Genomic DNA, 17,504 nt, shown 5'->3' on the forward strand with positions numbered 1-17,504 from the left:
GTAATGGGCAAACGCGGAAAGTCGGGAGGCCGGGGCCGGCCGGCAGCGGCCGCTGTGGAGGCGCCCAAGGGCCCGGGACCCAGGGGTGCTGCGGGGCCCGTTGAGGGCGTCTACCCCATCGATACCGGTGACTGCGAATTGATCGCGGACCAGGACAACAGCACGGGCTGGCTCCTGAAGATCAACGGCGTGATGAGCTCCCACATCGACCTCGCCGACCCCCTGTTCCTGGACTTCGAGTACATGCGGTGGATGGCGGCGCTGATCGAGTCCCGCTGGCCGCCGTCGGGCCCTTCCCCTGCCGGGGCGGCGCACAAGCTGCGCGGCCTGCACCTGGGCGGCGGCGCCTGCTCCATGGCGCGCTACTTCGCCGCCGTGTACCCGGATGCGCGGCAGGTGGTGGTGGAGCTGGACGGCAAGCTGGCAGAGTACGTCCGGGGCTGGTTCGACCTCCCCAAGGCGCCGCTGCTCCGGATCCGCGTGGGCGAGGCCCGCGCGGTGACGGAGACACTCACAGCCCAGACCCGGGACTTCATCATCCGTGATGTCTTTGCCGGCGCCCATACCCCGCGGCCGCTGACCACCGCGGAATTCACCGCCCAGGCGAAGCGGGTCCTGGCACCGGGCGGGCTGTACGTCGTCAATTCCGGCGATGCCCCGGACTTGAAGAATGCCCGTGAGGACGCCGCGACCATCGCGGCCGCCTTCAAGCACACGGTGATCGTCGCCGACCCCGCCATGCTCAAGGGCCGACGCTACGGAAACATGGTGATGGCTGGCAGCGATGTACCCTTCGGCGACGACCCGCAGCTGCGCCGACGCCTCCTGGGCGGGGCCGTCCCGGCGCACCTCTGGGACGATGCGCAGGTGCGGGCCTTCGCCGCCGGCACACCCGTCCGCCATGACCCCGCCGCGGTCTAACCCCGGCCCAGGAGCACCTCGCGGTGCTCGGCCATCCGTTCCTGCAGGGCTTTGACGACGGCGGCCACGGCGGGGCGGCGCAGCGAGTCCGGGCGGAGGACCAGCCAGTAGGGGAGCAGTTCGCCGATGTCGTCCGGCAGCACCCGGACCAGGTCGTCATGGAGGTCGGCCATGAAGCAGGGCAGGAACCCCACCCCGGCACCGGCCCGGGTGGCCTCCACATGGACGAACACGTTGGTGGACGTCAGCCCCTCGCGCATCGCGGGAACCAGCCGCCGCGGCGCATCGAGGTCGTCCACCTGCAGCATGGAATCGACGAAGTAGACCAGCGGGTGGCCGTTGAGTTCGGCGACGGTCGCGGGGGTTCCGTACTCGGCCAGGTACTCCCTGGACGCGTACATCCCCAGCCGGTATTCGCCCAGCCGGATAGCCTCGGCCCGGTGCACCTGCGGCACGCCCACCACCACCTCGATGTCCAGGCCGGAGCGCTGCTGCAGGGCGCGCCTGGTCATGGTCACCACTTCCACGCTCAGGCCGGGGTGCTTCCGCCGCAGCCGCGCCACGGCCGGCGCGGCGATGTAGGCGCTGAAGCCGTCCGTCGCCGTCATGCGCACCACGCCGGTGATGGGGTCCGGTGCCTGGCCCGACGGTCCCAGCGTCCCCAGCACCGACTCCACCTGCTCTGCCGCCTGTACTGCCCGTTCGCCGAGTTCCGTCAGTTCCCACCCGCCGGCCGCCCGGGCGAGGACCCGTCCGCCGAGCGACTTCTCGAGGGCGGCGATCCGGCGTGAGACCGTGGTGTGGTTCAAGCCCAGGGCCTGGGCCGCCGTCGTGAATTTGGCAGAGCGGGATACCGCGAGAAGGACCAGCAGGTCATCTGGGTTCGCTTTCATATCTGCAATTGTGCACACACCAACTGCCTCTTTGGTCATTGAAGAGCAGGGATTGTGCAGCAATACTCATCTGAGTCACTTGTGCTGGAGGTCACAGCACGTGTCAATGTGGACACTGAGGAGAACCATGAGCGTTGAGCAACGCCAGGCCAATGAAGCCGGGCATGCACCCAAAGGATCAGGACTGAAGAAGATTGTTGCCGCCTCCATGGTGGGCACGGTGGTGGAGTGGTACGAGTTCTTCCTCTATGCCACCGCCGCCACCCTGGTCTTTGGCAAGTACTTCTTCCCGTCCACCGGCAATGAGCTGGACGGGATCATCCAGGCGTTCCTGACCTACGCCGTGGGCTTCATTGCCCGGCCCCTGGGCGGCATTGTCTTCGGCCAGATCGGCGACAAGCTGGGCCGCAAGCCCACCCTGCAGCTCACCATCATCATTATTGGTGTGTCCACGTTCCTGATGGGCTGCCTCCCCGGCTTCGCCGACATCGGATACCTTGCCCCCGCCCTGCTGGTGGTGCTGCGGTTCATCCAGGGCTTCGCCCTGGGCGGCGAATGGGGCGGCGCGGTCCTCCTGGTGGCCGAGCACAGCCCGAACAAGACGCGTGCCTTCTGGTCCAGCTGGCCGCAGGCCGCCGTCCCGGTGGGCAACCTGCTGGCCACCCTGGTGCTGTACATCATGTCCACCACCCTCAGCAGTGAGGCCTTCCTTGGATGGGGCTGGCGCGTCGCCTTCTGGCTCTCCGCCGTGATCGTCTTCGTGGGCTACTACATCCGCACCAACGTCAGCGAGTCGCCCATCTTCCTCGAGGCCAAGGAGCTGGTGGAGAAGGAACAGGCCGTCAGCTACGGCGTGTTCGAGGTGCTCCGCAAGTACCCCAAGGGCATCTTTCAGGCCATGGGCCTGCGGTTCGCCGAAAACATCATGTACTACCTGGTGGTCAGCTTCGCGATCGTCTACCTCAAGAGCGTGCACAAGTACGACACCTCGTCGCTGCTGCTGGCGCTGCTGATCGCGCACGTCATCCACTTCGCGATCATTCCGCAGTACGGCCGGCTGGCCGACCGGATCGGCCGCAAGCCCGTCTACCTCGCCGGCGCCATCGCCGGTGCCACCTGGCCTTTCTTTGCCTTCCCGATGTTCGATACCCGCAACCCGCTGGTCATTGTCCTCGCGGTGACGATCGGCCTGTGCCTGCACGGCCTCATGTACGCCGGGCAGCCGGCCATCATGGCCGAAATGTTCCCCACCCGGATGCGGTACTCCGGCGCATCCCTCGGCTCGCAGGTGACGTCGATCTTCGCCGGTTCGCTGGCACCCCTGCTCGCCACGCAGTGGCTCAAGGACACCGGTTCCTGGGTCCCCACCGCCATCTACCTGGTGGTTGCCTGCGCCATCACCGCCGCAGCGGTGCTGAGCCTGAAGGAAACCAAGGGCATCGCCCTGGAGGACGTGGACAAGGAAGACGCCGCCCGCGAAGGGCTGCTCACCGCCAGCCGCTGACGCTGGACACCGGACGTACTGGACACTTCGGCTACAAAGGAGATCTGCAATGGAAAACACGTTGAACGGACGCAAGGCGCTGGTCACCGGCGGTGCCAGCGGGATCGGCGCCGCCTGCGTCCGCGAGCTCGCGGCGCGGGGTGCCAAGGTGGTGGTGGCCGACGTCGACTCCGCCGCCGCTGCGGCCCTCGCCGACGAGGTGGGCGGCACCGCGTGGGCCGTTGACCTGCTGGACGTGGAGTCGCTGGCCACCCTGAACCTGGACTGCGACATCCTGGTGAACAACGCCGGGATCCAGCGCATCAGCCCCATCGAGGAGTTCGACCCCGCGGACTTCCGCCGCCTCATCACCCTGATGCTGGAGGCGCCGTTCCTGCTGGTCCGCGCGGCGCTGCCGCACATGTACGCCAACAAGTTCGGCCGGATCATCAACCTGTCGTCGGTGCACGGCATCCGGGCGTCCCCGTTCAAGAGCGCCTACGTCTCGGCCAAGCACGGGCTGGAAGGGCTGAGCAAGGTCACGGCGCTGGAGGGCGGTCCGCACGGGGTCACCTCGAACTGCGTCAACCCCGGGTATGTGCGCACGCCCCTGGTGGAAAGCCAGATCGCGGACCAGGCGCAGGTGCACGGCATCCCGGAGTCCGAAGTGCTGGCCAAGGTCATGCTCACCGAGGCAGCCATAAAGCGGCTGGTGGAGCCGGAGGAGGTGGCGTCCCTCGTGGGCTGGCTGGCCTCCGACAGTGCAGGCATGGTCACGGGAGCCAGCTACACGATGGACGGCGGCTGGTCCGCCCGCTGAAATCCTCCGTCCTAGTCCAGGGGCTTGACCAGCCGGTGGTCGAAAAAGAAGACGCCATAGGGGGTCTTCACCCCCACTGACCGGCGGTCCTGCCACACGACGACCCCTTCGCGCCTGCCGCTGAAGGGGTCGTCTGCCGTGACGGTGTCCCCGATCCGGTAAGGGCAGCGGGGGGCCAGGGCGCGTGCTGCACGGCCGCCAATCCGCGCCAGGTAAGAGCCGAGGCTTACCGGCCGGCCCATTCCGGACAGGTCCTCTATGTACTCCTTGACCATGGGAACCAACTCCTCGCGGCGGGCAGTGCGCCGCCTGCTAACGGTGCTGGTTGGCGGAACGCTCCCAGCGGAGGATGGTCCTCCCATTCCGGCCGCCACCGTACGGCTACGCTAGGCGCTATTCACACCAGCCACATCAGTAACAGGTACCCGATTTTACGAAGGGCCACTACTTGGCCGGCGTGGAGCCCTGTCCGCCAAGGATTTCCTCGGCGTTGTCGAACGCCCAGGCCACCAGGGGCACCAGGAGCGCGCTCAGGGCGTAACCCCGCTCCGTCAGGCTGTAATCCACGCGCGGCGGGATGACCGGCTGGGCCGTCCTGCGTACCAGGCCGTCGCGCTCAAGGGTCTTAAGGGTCTGTGCCAGCATCTTTTCGCTGATGCCCTCGGCCCGGCGCCGAAGGTCACTCCACCGCTGCTCGCCCTCGGACAGCGCAACCAGGACCAGGACGCCCCACTTGCTGGTGATGTGGTCCAGCACGGTACGGCTGGGGCATCCGGCCGGGAACACGCCGTCGGCAAAACCCAGGGGCAGGGGAGAGGGGTGCGGTGCTGCCTGCATGGATCCAGCTTACCTTTTGGTCAGTACCTTACTTCAAAGTGCGTACTCTCTTTCGGGAAGTATCGCCCGCTGCCGCCAGTTGTAATCCGTGACAGACCGATACCAAACGAAAAGGAACCATCATGACCATCGTTGTTACAGGCGCCACCGGGCAGCTCGGCCGCCACGTCCTTGAAGCACTGCTGGAACGCGGCGTTCCCGCCCGGGACATCGTGGCTGCCGGGCGGTCGGTTGAAAAGCTCGAAGGCTTCGCCGCACGCGGTGTGCGGGCCCAGGCCATGGACTACACCGATGCCGGTTCCGTGGAGGCCGCGCTGAAGGGCGCCAAGCGGGTGCTGCTGATCTCGGGAAGCGAAGTGGGCCAGCGCGTCGAACAGCACCGTACAGTGATCGACGCCGCGAAGGCTGCAGGGGTTGAACTGCTCGCCTACACCAGCATCGCCAACGCCGACACCACCGGGATGAAGCTCGCCGACGAGCACAAGGCCACCGAGGCCCTGCTGCGCGAGTCCGGCGTCCCCTTCGTACTGCTGCGGAACGGCTGGTACCTGGAGAACTACACCGAACAGCTTCCCGGGACCCTGGCCCAGGGGGCCGTGGCAGGAAGTGCCGGCAACGGCAGGGTCAGCGGCGCCGCGCGGGTGGACTACGCCCACGCCGCTGCCGCTGTGCTCGTGGCGGACGGCCAGGCCGGGATGGTGTACGAACTGGGCGGCGACGACGCCTTCAGCATGGCTGACCTCGCCGCGGAGATCAGCGCTGCAACGGGCAAAGCGGTCACCTACAACGACCTGCCCGCTGAAGACTACGCAGGCCTGCTCGCTTCCGTGGGCGTTCCCGAGGGGTTCGCGGGAATCCTTGCCGATTCAGACCTGGGCATCGCCCGGGGCGATTTGCTGGTCAGCAGCGGCGATCTTCGCAGGCTGATTGGGCGTCCGACGACGTCCCTCGCCGAAGCGGTCAGGTCCGCCGCAGCGTCGGCGTAGCGCGGTAGAACCAGAAGGTGCCCGGCCTGTTCCTGGGCCGGGCGCCTTTGGTGCCCGCCGGGGTACCTTTGCCGCCTAGCTGCTCCGGTCTGCCCGGACCACAGGGAGCGGTGACGTTTCGTCCACAAGGTGGGCCCGCCGTCGTCCGTCACCCTTGGTCCACAGCCGGTATGCCAGGACCAGCAGCCCCAGCCACGCGGCACCCACGTACAGCGCGATCCGGGTGTCCTCGAAAGCGCCCAGGACGGCGATCACCAGCGCCATGAACGCGATGGTGAGGATCGAGGCGGCCGGCCACCATGGCGAGGGGAACTCCGACGCCGGAAGGCCCTTCCGCCCGATTTCCCGCTTCATGGCCACATGCGAGGCCAGGATCATCACCCAGACCCAGACGGTGGCGAAAGTGGCGATGGAGGCGATCAGCAGGAACACATCCTCGGGAATGACGGCGTTGAGGACCACGCCCACCAGCAGGATCCCGGCCATCATGACCACCGTCATCCAGGGGACGCCGTGCCGGGACACCTTGCCGAAAGCAAGCGGTGCGTGCCCCTGGTTGGAAAGCCCAAAGAGGATGCGTCCGGCGCCGAAGATGTCGCTGTTGATGGCCGACAACGCGGCCGTGATCACCACGGCGTTGAGGATGTGCGGGGCAGCCGGGATGCCAAGGCCGCTGAAGATCTGCACGAACGGGCTGCCGTTGCTGCCCACCTCGTCCCAAGGGAAGAGGCTCATGAGAACGCCCAGTGTCAGGACGTAGAACAGCAGCACGCGGACGGGAACGGTGTTCACTGCCTTGGGGATGACCTTCTTGGGATCTGCCGCTTCGCCGGCCGTGATGCCGAGTGTCTCAATCCCGCCGAAGGCGAACATCACCACGGCAAAGGATGCCAGGAGGCCTTCGAAGCCGTTCGGGAACAGGCCGCCGTGGTCCACCAGGTTGCCCAGCCCCGGCGCGACGGTGGAACCGGCCGCCTGGAAGCCGAACATGATGATGGCAGCGCCGCCGGCGATCATCGCGATGATGGCAGCGACCTTGATGAGCGAGAACCAGAATTCCAGCTCTCCGAAGACCTTGACGCTGAGCAGGTTCAGGGCGGCCAGGAAGCAGATGACGGCGAGGATCCAGATCCAGCGGTCCACCTGCGGGAACCAGAAGCCCATGTAGATGCTGAACGCCGTCACGTCCGCGATGGCCACGATGGCCATTTCGAACACGTAGGTCCAGCCGGTCACGAAGCCGGCCAGGGGGCCGAGGTAGCGGCTTGCGTACTGGCTGAAGGAGCCCGACACCGGGTGCCTGACGGCCATCTCGCCGAGGGCACGCATCACCATGAAGACGGCCGCACCGCCGATGATGTAGGCGAGCAGCACTGCGGGGCCGGCCTTTTGGATGGCGGAGGCGGAGCCATAGAAGAGGCCGGTGCCGATCGCGGAGCCGAGGGCCATGAAGCGGATGTGCCGGACGTTCAGGCCGCGGTTCAGGACGCTTCCGACGGCGGCTGGGAGCCTGTGCGTTCCGGCCTCGCCTTCGGTCCGGGTGGGGGTTGGGGCTGGTTGCATGCGAATACCTTCTCGTCATTGGGGAGGGGGCCGCTAACCAGCAGACCATTCCGGTGGCCGCCGTGATGGGGCTCACGCCGCCTTGGTGTCTTTCATTCCAGACTGTCTTTGATGAATGGCGCGTTCTGTCTGGTATTTCAGACAGTTTGGCTGGCAACAGGTCACTTGGGTCGCCGTTGAGGGCGCAAGCTTAAGTACGGGATACCGGACACAGCTACCCGGAAGGATTCTTCCAGCCCATGAGCACTTCACTGAGCCCCGAAACGCGCGGCACCGAAACAAAGACACCCCGCGCGGCGGCCAAGGTGTCCTCGAAGGTTCCGGCCGCGGAGAACACCCTGCGCATCCTCAAGCTCCTTGCTTCGCGGCGCGGCCCGATGGCGGCGTCCCAGATCGCGTCGAGCCTGGGCCTCCCGCGTTCCAGTGTCTACCACCTGCTGGGAGTGATGGAGGCCAACGGCTTCGTCCTCCACCTCCACGAGGAACAGCGCTACGGGCTCGGGATCAGCGCCTTTGAGCTCAGCTCCGCGTACTCACGGCAGGAGCCGCTGTCCCGCCTGGGCCGGCCGCTCCTGGCCAGCCTCGTGGACGCCATCGGGGAGAGCGCACACCTCGCGGTACTGCACGGACGGGACGTGCTCTACATCGTCGAGGAGCGGGCCAAGAACCGCCCGTCCCTGGTGACCGACGTCGGCGTCCGCCTTCCCAGCCACCTCACCGCCAGCGGGCGGGCCATCCTGGCGGCGCTGCCCAAATCCCAGGTCCGCGCCCTGTATCCGAACGCCGCGGCCTTCTCGGCGCGGCACGAGGTGGAGGGTGCCATCATGAAGTACTCGTCCCTGTCCTCCCACCTGGACCAGGTGCGGCAGCGCGGCTATGCCACCGAACACGGGGAGGTGACCCCCGGATTCGGGTCCATCGCGGCCGCGGTCACGGACCACCTGGGCTGGCCGACGGCGGCCGTTGCCGTCACGTTCCTCGAGGACAAGATGCCCGCGGATGAATGGCCCGCCCTGGCCGGGAGGGTGCAGAAAGCGGCCGACGAGTTGTCCCTCAGGCTCCACGGCCGCCCTGGCAAATAGAGCCGGTCCGGTTGTCTGCAATCCCGGACAGCAGGCCTGCAAATCCCCTGTGAAGGCCTCCTCCAAGGGGCTTTAGTTGATACAGAACTTCTTTCCTCCACCAGACACACACCACGAGAAGGAGCCATCATGGCACCCGCCGATTTCACCACCGGTGCCCGCCCGGTCAAAGCAGCCCGCGGCACTGAGCTCACCGCCAAGTCCTGGCAGACCGAAGCGCCGCTGCGCATGCTGATGAACAACCTGGACCCCGAGGTCGCCGAGCGCCCGGACGACCTGGTGGTCTACGGCGGAACCGGCCGCGCCGTCCGCTCCTGGGCTGCGTTCGACGCCATCACCCGCACCCTGGAAACCATGGAGAAGGACGAGACCCTCCTGGTCCAGTCCGGCAAGCCCGTGGGCGTCTTCCGCACCAACGAATGGGCTCCCCGGGTGCTGCTGGCCAACTCCAACCTGGTGGGCGACTGGGCCACCTGGCCTGAATTCCGCCGGCTCGAGGCCGAGGGCCTGATGATGTACGGCCAGATGACCGCCGGGTCCTGGATCTACATCGGCACCCAGGGCATCCTGCAAGGCACCTTCGAAACCTTCGCCGCGATCGCCCGCAAGCTCACCGGCGATGAGAACGGCACCCTCGCGGGCACCCTGACGCTGACCGGCGGCTGCGGCGGCATGGGCGGCGCCCAGCCGCTCGCCGTCACCCTGAATGAGGGCGCCTGCCTGATCGTCGACGTCGACGAAACGCGCCTGCGCCGCCGCGCCGGCAAACGCTACCTGGACGAGGTGGAAACGGACCTCGACGCAGCCATCGCCAAGGTCCTGAAGGCCAAGGAAGAGCGCCGCGGCTGGTCCGTGGGCTACGTGGGCAACGCCGCCGAAGTCTTCCCGGAAATCCTGCGCCGCCACAAGGCAGGCGAACTCACCGTGGACATCGTCACTGACCAGACCAGCGCCCACGATCCGCTGTCCTACCTCCCGGAGGGCATCTCCGTCGCCGAGTGGCACCGCGAGGCCGAAGCGGACCCGGAAGGCTTCACCAAGAAGGCCCAGGCGTCCATGGCCCGGCACGTGCAGGCCATGGTGGAATTCCAGGACGCGGGCGCCGAAGTCTTCGACTACGGCAACTCCATCCGCGACGAGGCCCGCAAGGGCGGCTACGCCCGCGCCTTCGAGTTCCCCGGCTTCGTTCCCGCCTACATCCGTCCGCTGTTCTGCGAGGGCCTGGGCCCGTTCCGGTGGGTTGCCCTGTCCGGCGATCCGGAGGACATCCGCGTCACTGACGAGGCCATCAAGGAGCTCTTCCCGGAGAACAAGCACCTGCACCGCTGGATCGACGCCGCCCAGGACCGTGTCGAGTTCGAGGGCCTGCCGGCCCGCATCTGCTGGCTCGGCTACGGCGAACGGCACAAGGCCGGGCTGCTGTTCAACCAGCTGGTCAAGGAAGGCAAGGTCAAGGCCCCCATCGTGATCGGCCGCGACCACCTCGACTCCGGGTCCGTCGCCTCCCCGTACCGCGAAACGGAGGCCATGGCGGACGGCTCGGACGCCATCGCCGACTGGCCGCTGCTGAACGCCCTCCTCAACACTGCCTCCGGCGCAACGTGGGTGTCCCTGCACCACGGCGGAGGCGTGGGCATCGGCCGCTCCATCCACGCCGGCCAGGTCTCCGTGGCCGACGGCACCGACCTCGCCGCGCAGAAACTCGAACGCCTCCTCACCAACGACCCGGGCATGGGCGTCATCCGCCACGCCGACGCCGGCTACGAACGCGCCCTCGACGTCGCCAAGGAACGCGGCGTCCGCATCCCGATGAATGAGAGCAAGTAAACAATGACCACGATTACCCACGAACCGCTCACCGTCACCCTTGGTCCCGCCGGCGTCACGCCCGGGGGTGTGCTCGCCGTCGCGCGCCACAACGCCAAGGTGTCCATCGCGCCGGAAGCCCTGGAAACCGTCGCCAAGGTCCGCGCCCACATCGACGACCTCGCCTCCAGCGACATCCCCGCCTACGGCATCTCCACCGGCTTCGGCGCGCTGGCCAACCGCCACATCCCCAACGACCTGCGCACCCAGCTGCAGAAATCCCTGATCCGCAGCCACGCTGCCGGCATGGGTCCGGCCGTGGAACGCGAAGTGGTCCGCGGAATCATGTTCCTTCGTGCCAAGACCCTGGCTTCCGGCCGCACCGGGGTGCGCCCGGTGGTCCTGCAGACCATGGTGGACGTCCTCAATGCAGGCATCACCCCGGTGGTCCGCGAGTTCGGCTCGCTGGGCTGCTCCGGCGACCTCGCCCCGCTGTCGCACTGCGCCTTGGTGCTCATGGGTGAAGGTGAGGCTGAAGGGCCCGACGGCGTGACCTACGGCGGGCGGGGAGAACGGCCCGTCGCTGAGCTGCTGGCGGAGCACGGCATCGAGCCGGTCACCCTCGCCGAAAAGGAGGGGCTGGCACTGGTCAACGGCACGGAGGGCATGCTGGGCATGCTCCTCATGGCCATTGCGGACCTTCGTCGGCTGCTGACGACGGCGGACATCACCGCTGCGCTCAGCATCGAGGCGCTGCTGGGCACCGACCAGGTGTTCCTGCCGGAACTGCATGCGGCCCTGCGCCCCCATCCCGGCCAGGCAGCCAGCGCCGACAACATGCTCCGCGTGCTCTCGGATTCACCGATCGTGGCTTCCCACAAGGTGGGCGACTCCCGGGTGCAGGACGCCTACTCGCTGCGCTGCGCCCCGCAGGTGGCAGGCGCCGTCCGCGACACCGTGGACCATGCCGAGCTGGTGGCCACCCGCGAACTGGCTGCCGCCATCGACAACCCGGTAGTGCTGCCGGACGGCCGGGTGAGCTCGAACGGCAACTTCCACGGCGCCCCCGTGGCCTACGTGCTGGACTACCTGGCCATCGCCGTCGCGGACCTCAGCTCCATCGCCGAACGCCGCACGGACAGGATGCTGGATCCGGCACGCTCCCACGGGTTGCCCGCGTTCCTCGCGGCCGACCCCGGCGTGGACTCCGGACTGATGATCGCCCAGTACACCCAGGCGGGGCTGGTTTCGGACAACAAGCGGCTGGCCGTCCCGGCGTCGGTGGATTCCATCCCGAGCTCGGCCATGCAGGAGGACCACGTGTCCATGGGATGGCACGCGGCACGCAAGCTCCGCAAGGCAGTGGAGAACCTGCGCCGCGTCCTCGCCATCGAACTGGTGACGGCGGCACGGGCCCTGGACATCCGGACCCAGCTTTCCGGCGGGAAGCTGGTGCCCGGACCGGCCGGCACCGCTGTGGTGGAAGTGCTGCGGACGGTGGTGGACGGGCCGGGAACCGACCGGTTCCTTTCGCCCGAACTGGAAGCGGCGGACCGCCTGGTCGCGTTGGGGGACGTGTGCGCGGCGGCCGAATCCGCCGTCGGCACCCTCGCCTGATACCGAAGGATCTTCAGCTGCCGCTTCCCGTCAGTCCAAGGAGTGGAATTTCCGGCGCCGCGGCCCCCCGCGGCGCCGGGAGTGTAGTAGAACTGAAGATGTAGTGAAAGTCACATCAAAGAAGCTGTGGCGGCAGAACGATACAAAGGGGTAGAAGTTCAAATGAAAGCACGTGGGGCGGTCCTGTCGAGGCGCAATGCCCATTCCGCTACGGTGTCCGACTGGAAATCCCTCCAGGCCGGGGACCATGTCGAGATCATCAAGCATGCGCATGTGGTGGCAGCCGGGGAGGTGGAAGAGGTGTCGCAGAGCGGCAACGTCCTGTGGCTCGTGCCGGCCGGGCCATCAGGTTCGGCGGACAAGGAGCTCTTCCTGAAGTCCGACGGCGTCCAGGTCCGCCGCGGCTAGCGGTCCCACCAGCACCAATCGAAAAATCCCCGTCCAGCCTTGTGGCTGGGCGGGGATTTTGCTGCATGCGCGGTGTGGCCGGGCGCCGCACGGGCCTGCAGGCGCAGGCGGATCAGGCGGCGAAGGACTCGTACGTCTCGCCGAAAGGCACTGACTCGTCCAGGGCGACCGTGTAGCGGCCCGGGTGGATCCGGGTGACCAGGATGCCGCAGGCGGCGTCCCTGGCTGCCACCTTAATCAGCTCCGCAACCGCCTCTTCCAGTCCGGCGTGCACCTCGCTGGCGCTGGAGAATTCCAGGCTGATGGACCGGACCGTCGGTGCTTCGACGGGCTCGGCAGCGGCCGGAAGGCGCTCCAAAGTGGCTGTACTCATGTGCTGAACTTTCTGTGTTTACTGCCTAAGGGCAGCACTATTCTATCGACTGCTCCCCATACATGTCAGATATCTGCCCTATTTGCCCTTCCGGACGCCAGTCACAAACGGCATTTTCGGCAGGCCGCGAGGGAATCAACCACCATGGAATGAAGGCCCCTCCGGGCCCCTGTCGCCGGACATTGACGTCCAAGAACCGAAGGAGAACCTGGATGAAAATCATGCGCCTGGGCGAAAGCGGAAGCGAACAGCCGGCCGTGATGGTTGCCGCGGAAGACGGCTCATCCCGCTACTTCAGCCTGCTGCCCCTCACGGCCGACGTGGACGGTCCGTTCCTGGCGGCCGGCGGCCTGGGCGAGGTCCGCCGCGCGCTGGCAGAAGGCAGCCTGCCCGTCCTGGAAGGGGCTGCCCACCTGCGGGTTGGTTCCCCCGTGGCGCGGCCCGGCTCAGTGGTGGGGATCGGAATGAACTACGTTGCCCATGCCGCCGAATCCGGCGCGGAGCCGCCCACGATCCCGGTGGTGTTCCTCAAACCCAGCAACAGCGTCGCCGGCCCCTTTGATTCCGCGCCCGTTCCGCCGGGTTCCAGCAAATACGACTGGGAAGTGGAACTGGGCGTCGTGATCGGCAGGGAAGCCAGCTACCTGGGTTCCACGGAGGAGGCCGCGAAGTGCATTGCCGGCTACGTCACGGCCAATGATCTCTCCGAGCGTGAATACCAGCTGCCGGGAGCAGCCGGGCAGTGGACCAAGGGCAAGTCCCTTCCCGGCTCAACGCCCCTGGGGCCGTGGCTGGTTCCGGCGGAGGAGGTCGACGGCGGCAAGCTCACCCTCCGCAGCTGGGTTAACGGCGAGCCCCGCCAGGATTCGTCCACGGCGGGGCTGATCTTCGACCCCGCCACCCTGGTTCACCACTGCAGCCAGTACATGCGGCTCGAACCGGGCGACGTCGTTTTGACGGGAACGCCTGAAGGGGTGGCCCTGAGCGGGCGTTTCCCCTACCTCCAGCCCGGGGATGTGGTGGAGGTAGAGGTCGAGGGGTTGGGCCGGCAGCGCCAGGAGCTGTTCCGGGCGCAGCCGGCCCCGGTGGGCTGACCAGGCGGGCGCCTAACCCGCCTTGACGGCCAGGACCGGGCAGTCTGCCTCGAGCAGGATGCGCTGCGATGTGCTGCCCATGATCAGCTTGCCCACGGGGGTGCGGCGCCGCAGGCCGATCACGATCAGGTCGGCCTTGTGCTCCTCGGCAGCATCCAGCACCTCTGCCGCGGCGTCATGGCCCCGGACGGGGCGCTTGATGACGTGCTGGATGCCCTGGGTGGCGAGCCGCTGCTCGATGCCCTGGATGTCGTCGTCCTGCGCGAAGCGGTTATCCACTGCGGCTTCGCCCTTGGAGGAGTTGATCACCACCAGGGTGCTGTTGTTCTTGCGGGCCTCGGTGATGGCCTGGGCCAGGGCAGCTTCGCCTTCGGGCGTCGGGACGTATCCCACCACGATGGTCATGGTCTCTCCTGTTTCTGCTGGGGGTAGGTGGATGGGCGGTCAGTCGCTGTAGTCGGCTGCCCCGGAATTGGCGGGAACCAGCGGGGTGCGTGCAGGACGCGTCCGCCGAAACAGCTTGTAGGCGAACGGCCAGAGCAGGATGAGCCCAATGATGACATAGATACCGACGGCGATCGGCTCACTGAAGAGCCCTGCCGGGTCGCCTGCGCTCAACTGCAGTGTCTTGCGGAGCTGCCCTTCAATGCGCGGGCCCAGGATCACGCCGAGGATGAGCGGCAGGACAGGGAGCCCGAAGCGCCGCATCATGAACCCGAGCGCGCCCAGGACCAGCAGGATCACCAGGTCGAAAGCCTGCAGGTTCACCGAGTAGGCCCCCAGCGTGGCAAAGAACAGGATGCCTGCGTACAGGTAGGGGCGGGGGAGCTGCAGCAGCTTGGCCCACAGTGGTGCCAGCGGCAGGTTGATCAGGAGCAGCAGCAGGTTGCCGATGAAGAGGCTGGCGATCAGCGCCCACACCAGGGGCCCTTCGCTCGCAAAGAGCTGGGGGCCGGGCTGGATGCCGTAGCTGGTGAACGCGGCGAGCATGACGGCGGCCGTCGCGTTGGTGGGTAGGCCCAGGGCCAACATGGGGGTCAGGGTGCCCGCCGCCGCCGCGTTGTTCGCGGCTTCCGGACCGGCCACACCCTCGATGGCGCCTTTCCCGAATTCCTCCGGGTGCTTGGTGAGGCGCTTTTCCGTGACGTAGGACAGGAAGGTGGGGATCTCGGCGCCGCCCGCAGGCAGTGCACCGAACGGGAACCCAAAGACCGTGCCGCGGAGCCACGGCTTCCAGGAACGCTGCCAGTCCTTCTTGCCCATCCAGGGCTGGCCCACCGGAATGATGTGCATGGGGGTCCGGCGCAGGTGCGCCGCCACCCAGAGGGCCTCGCCGACGGCGAAGATGGCCACGGCCACCACCACGATGTCCAGGCCGTCCGCCAGGAGCGGCTGGCCGAAGGTCAGGCGGCGCTGGCCGGTGACGGAGTCCATGCCCACCAGGCCGATGGCCAGGCCAAGGCCCAGGGATGCGAAACCGCGCAGCCGGGAGGAACCCAGGACGGCGGTGACGGCCAGCAGGGCGAGGACCATGATGGCGAAGTAGCTGGGCGCGCCGAGGCTGACGGCGAACTTCACGACGATCGGTGCGCAGACGGCCAGCAGCGCCGTGCCGATGGTGCCCGCGACGAACGAGCCGATTGCCGCCGTCGCCAGCGCCTGCGCAGCCCGGCCCGCCTTGGCCATTTTGTTGCCTTCGATGGCGGTGACCACCGACGAGGATTCGCCGGGTGTGTTGAGGAGGATCGAGGTGGTGGAGCCGCCGTACATGCCGCCGTAGTAGATGCCCGCGAACATGATGAAGGCGCTGGTGGGTTCCAGTGCGTAGGTGACCGGCAGCAGCAATGCGACGGTCATGGCGGGCCCGAGGCCCGGCAGGACACCGACGGCGGTGCCCAGGATGACGCCGATCACGGCATACAGGAAATTCATGGGGGTCAGGGCGGTGGCGAAACCGTCCATCAGGGAGGACCAGACGTCCATTACAGGATTCCTTCCAGGAGGCCGGCCGGCAGTGCGATGCCCAGGCCGAGGTAGAAGCCGTAGAAGGTGAGCAGGGACAGGGCAACGGAGATCAGCCCGTCCCGGATGTAGCGGCGGCTGCCGAGTGCCAGGACGCTGCCCCAGAACAGGACGGTCCCGGAGATGACCCAGCCGGCCCAGTCAATGAGCAGGATATTGGCAACGAACGCTCCTGCCAGCGGCAGGATGGTCTTCCAGTCGGCGGGGTGGGTCAGGTCGACGTCCTCGCCGCCCTCAGCTTCGCCCTTGCCGCCACGCAGTACGTTGATGGCCAGCAGCACCGCGCAGACCACCAGCAGGCCGGCCACGATGAACGGCACGGTCTTGGGTCCCACGGGGTCCGATTTCGAGTACGGGGTTACCAGGCCGTTGGCGTCCAGGAAGACCATGACGCCGGCCGCCCCGAGCAGGAGTGCGACTCCCAGCTCGGAGCGGCCTTTGAGACCTGTGGTCTGGGAGGTCACGCCAACCCAAGTTTGGTCAGGACATCGGCAACCCGCTTGTCCTGCTCGGTCAGGAAGGTGGTGAATTCGTCACCGGTGATGAAGGCATCGGTCCAGCTGTGGGTCTTCAACGCTTCCTTCCAGCCGTCGGTGCCGTGCATCTTCTCCAGGGCGGCGATCAGGGCAGCCTTGTCCTTGTCGCTGATGCCCGGAGGGGCCACCATGCCGCGCCAGTTGGTGAACACCAGGTCGATGTTGGATTCCTTCAGCGTGGGGGCGTCCACGCCGTCCAGCCGCTTCTCGCCGCTGGTGGCCAGGACACGGACCTCGCCGGATTCGATCTGCTTCAGGTATTCGCCGGCCCCGGAGGCTGCAAAGCCGAGCTTGTTACCGAGGATCGCGGGCAGCAGGTCGCCGCCGCCGTCGTACGCGACGTAGTTGACCTTCGTGGCGTCGATGCCCACGGCGCCGGCGAGCTGCATGGGCAGCAGGTGGTCGGGGCCGCCGGGGGAGGAGCCGCCGCCGACGGCGATCGAGCCGGGATCGGCCTTCCAGGCCGTGACCAGGTCGTCGATGGTCTTGTACGGGGAATCCTTGCTGACCATGATGGCGCCGGGCTCTTCGATGAGGCGGGCCAGTGGCGTGGTGTTGGTCAGCTTGGACTCGGACTTGTTCGTGTAGCTGGCGCCCACGACGCCCAGGCCCATCAGCATGGCCAGGTCGCCGTTGCCCTTTTCGTTGACCACGCGGGCCAGGCCCACGGTGCCGCCGGCGCCGGCGAGGTTGAAGACCTCGGTGTTGGTGGAGATCTTCTCGTCGTCGAGGACCTTCGCAGCGGCGCGGGCGGTGGTGTCGTAGCCGCCGCCGGGGGTGTTGGGGACCATGATCTGCAGGCCGGTGATGGGACCGGCGGCAGCGCCGGTGCTTTCCGAACCAGTGGAGCTCTTGCCGGTGGCACCGCAACCGGTGGCCATCAGGGCGAGGCCGGCGGCGACGGCGGCGACTCGCAATGCGCGGATCTGGCGCATGGTGTTCCTCTTCTCATCAAGCAAACGTGGTCGGCACCGACTCATTCGTGGTTCCGATGCCTTGTGTTTTGATGCTAGGGGCGGCAGTGACCGTGATCACTCTTGTGTACGCAGAGAAAGTTGTGTTC

General features: G+C 67.3%; 18 protein-coding genes. 9 read left to right on the forward strand and 9 right to left on the reverse strand.

Translation table 11 applies throughout. The features are described 5' to 3' along the window. The first annotated feature begins 3 nt into the window (after positions 1 to 3). Positions 4 to 921 carry a spermidine synthase gene (locus K4G53_RS08950; protein WP_221385351.1) on the forward strand — a complete coding sequence of 306 codons (918 nt, stop codon included), beginning with the start codon at positions 4 to 6 and terminating at the stop codon, positions 919 to 921. Here K4G53_RS08950 and K4G53_RS08955 read toward each other — a convergent pair. Next, entirely contained in the window at positions 918 to 1,814 is an 897-nt protein-coding gene (locus tag K4G53_RS08955) for a LysR family transcriptional regulator (protein WP_221385352.1), read from the reverse strand. The genes K4G53_RS08950 and K4G53_RS08955 overlap by 4 nt on opposite strands. Before the next feature lie 127 nt (positions 1,815 to 1,941). Between K4G53_RS08955 and K4G53_RS08960 the strand changes: the two genes are divergently transcribed. Beyond that, a complete protein-coding gene (locus K4G53_RS08960) occupies positions 1,942 to 3,318 on the forward strand; it encodes an MFS transporter (protein ID WP_221385353.1) in 1,377 nt (458 codons plus the stop codon). A gap of 49 nt (positions 3,319 to 3,367) precedes the next feature. Further along, positions 3,368 to 4,117 carry a 3-hydroxybutyrate dehydrogenase gene (locus tag K4G53_RS08965; protein WP_221385354.1) on the forward strand — a complete coding sequence of 250 codons (750 nt, stop codon included), beginning with the start codon at positions 3,368 to 3,370 and terminating at the stop codon, positions 4,115 to 4,117. Positions 4,118 to 4,128: 11 nt separating this feature from the next. On the opposite strand, the gene K4G53_RS08970 is transcribed toward K4G53_RS08965, so the two are convergent. Together K4G53_RS08970 and K4G53_RS08975 are read right to left on the reverse strand one after the other, a co-directional pair. Continuing rightward, positions 4,129 to 4,392, reverse strand: a complete 264-nt coding sequence (locus K4G53_RS08970; protein WP_221385355.1) for a hypothetical protein — start codon at positions 4,390 to 4,392, stop codon at positions 4,129 to 4,131. A gap of 169 nt (positions 4,393 to 4,561) precedes the next feature. Then, the gene (locus K4G53_RS08975; RefSeq protein ID WP_221385356.1) at positions 4,562 to 4,954 is read right to left on the reverse strand and encodes a helix-turn-helix domain-containing protein; all 393 of its coding nucleotides are present in this window, start codon (positions 4,952 to 4,954) and stop codon (positions 4,562 to 4,564) included. A 122-nt stretch (positions 4,955 to 5,076) separates the two neighbouring features. Here K4G53_RS08975 and K4G53_RS08980 point away from each other — a divergent pair, with 122 nt between their 5' ends. Then, positions 5,077 to 5,940: an SDR family oxidoreductase gene (locus K4G53_RS08980; RefSeq protein WP_221385357.1), complete on the forward strand. Its 864-nt coding sequence runs from the start codon at positions 5,077 to 5,079 to the stop codon at positions 5,938 to 5,940. Positions 5,941 to 6,015: 75 nt separating this feature from the next. Here the strand turns inward: K4G53_RS08980 and K4G53_RS08985 are convergent, their stop codons facing one another. Beyond that, on the reverse strand, positions 6,016 to 7,503 hold the full coding sequence (locus K4G53_RS08985) for an amino acid permease (protein WP_221385358.1): 1,488 nt from the start codon (positions 7,501 to 7,503) through the stop codon (positions 6,016 to 6,018). A gap of 239 nt (positions 7,504 to 7,742) precedes the next feature. On the opposite strand from K4G53_RS08985, the gene K4G53_RS08990 reads away from it, so the two are divergent. From K4G53_RS08990 to K4G53_RS09005, 4 genes are all read left to right on the forward strand, one after another. After that, the gene (locus tag K4G53_RS08990) at positions 7,743 to 8,585 is read left to right on the forward strand and encodes an IclR family transcriptional regulator (RefSeq protein WP_221385359.1); all 843 of its coding nucleotides are present in this window, start codon (positions 7,743 to 7,745) and stop codon (positions 8,583 to 8,585) included. A gap of 129 nt (positions 8,586 to 8,714) precedes the next feature. Further along, positions 8,715 to 10,412, forward strand: a complete 1,698-nt coding sequence (locus K4G53_RS08995; protein ID WP_221385360.1) for a urocanate hydratase — start codon at positions 8,715 to 8,717, stop codon at positions 10,410 to 10,412. A 3-nt stretch (positions 10,413 to 10,415) separates the two neighbouring features. Continuing rightward, on the forward strand, positions 10,416 to 12,008 hold the full coding sequence (gene hutH, locus K4G53_RS09000; RefSeq protein WP_221385361.1) for a histidine ammonia-lyase: 1,593 nt from the start codon (positions 10,416 to 10,418) through the stop codon (positions 12,006 to 12,008). A gap of 162 nt (positions 12,009 to 12,170) precedes the next feature. Continuing rightward, the gene (locus K4G53_RS09005) at positions 12,171 to 12,416 is read left to right on the forward strand and encodes a hypothetical protein (RefSeq protein WP_221385362.1); all 246 of its coding nucleotides are present in this window, start codon (positions 12,171 to 12,173) and stop codon (positions 12,414 to 12,416) included. A 112-nt stretch (positions 12,417 to 12,528) separates the two neighbouring features. Here the strand turns inward: K4G53_RS09005 and K4G53_RS09010 are convergent, their stop codons facing one another. After that, on the reverse strand, positions 12,529 to 12,789 hold the full coding sequence (locus K4G53_RS09010) for a hypothetical protein (protein WP_221385363.1): 261 nt from the start codon (positions 12,787 to 12,789) through the stop codon (positions 12,529 to 12,531). Between the two features lie 212 nt (positions 12,790 to 13,001). On the opposite strand from K4G53_RS09010, the gene K4G53_RS09015 reads away from it, so the two are divergent. After that, on the forward strand, positions 13,002 to 13,883 hold the full coding sequence (locus tag K4G53_RS09015; protein ID WP_221385364.1) for a fumarylacetoacetate hydrolase family protein: 882 nt from the start codon (positions 13,002 to 13,004) through the stop codon (positions 13,881 to 13,883). A 12-nt stretch (positions 13,884 to 13,895) separates the two neighbouring features. On the opposite strand, the gene K4G53_RS09020 is transcribed toward K4G53_RS09015, so the two are convergent. The 4 genes from K4G53_RS09020 to K4G53_RS09035 are packed head-to-tail and all read right to left on the reverse strand — an operon-like array spanning position 13,896 to position 17,376. Continuing rightward, the gene (locus tag K4G53_RS09020; RefSeq protein WP_221385365.1) at positions 13,896 to 14,288 is read right to left on the reverse strand and encodes a universal stress protein; all 393 of its coding nucleotides are present in this window, start codon (positions 14,286 to 14,288) and stop codon (positions 13,896 to 13,898) included. Between the two features lie 39 nt (positions 14,289 to 14,327). Continuing rightward, positions 14,328 to 15,866 carry a tripartite tricarboxylate transporter permease gene (locus tag K4G53_RS09025; protein WP_221385366.1) on the reverse strand — a complete coding sequence of 513 codons (1,539 nt, stop codon included), beginning with the start codon at positions 15,864 to 15,866 and terminating at the stop codon, positions 14,328 to 14,330. Further along, positions 15,866 to 16,369 carry a tripartite tricarboxylate transporter TctB family protein gene (locus K4G53_RS09030; protein ID WP_221385367.1) on the reverse strand — a complete coding sequence of 168 codons (504 nt, stop codon included), beginning with the start codon at positions 16,367 to 16,369 and terminating at the stop codon, positions 15,866 to 15,868. The genes K4G53_RS09025 and K4G53_RS09030 overlap by 1 nt, the downstream gene beginning before the upstream one ends. Then, entirely contained in the window at positions 16,366 to 17,376 is a 1,011-nt protein-coding gene (locus K4G53_RS09035) for a tripartite tricarboxylate transporter substrate binding protein (protein ID WP_221385368.1), read from the reverse strand. Before K4G53_RS09035 ends, K4G53_RS09030 begins: the two co-directional genes overlap by 4 nt. Positions 17,377 to 17,504: the final 128 nt, after the last annotated feature.

This window comes from Arthrobacter sp. MAHUQ-56 (genome assembly GCF_019710585.1).
In the GTDB taxonomy this organism is placed as follows: domain Bacteria; phylum Actinomycetota; class Actinomycetes; order Actinomycetales; family Micrococcaceae; genus Arthrobacter.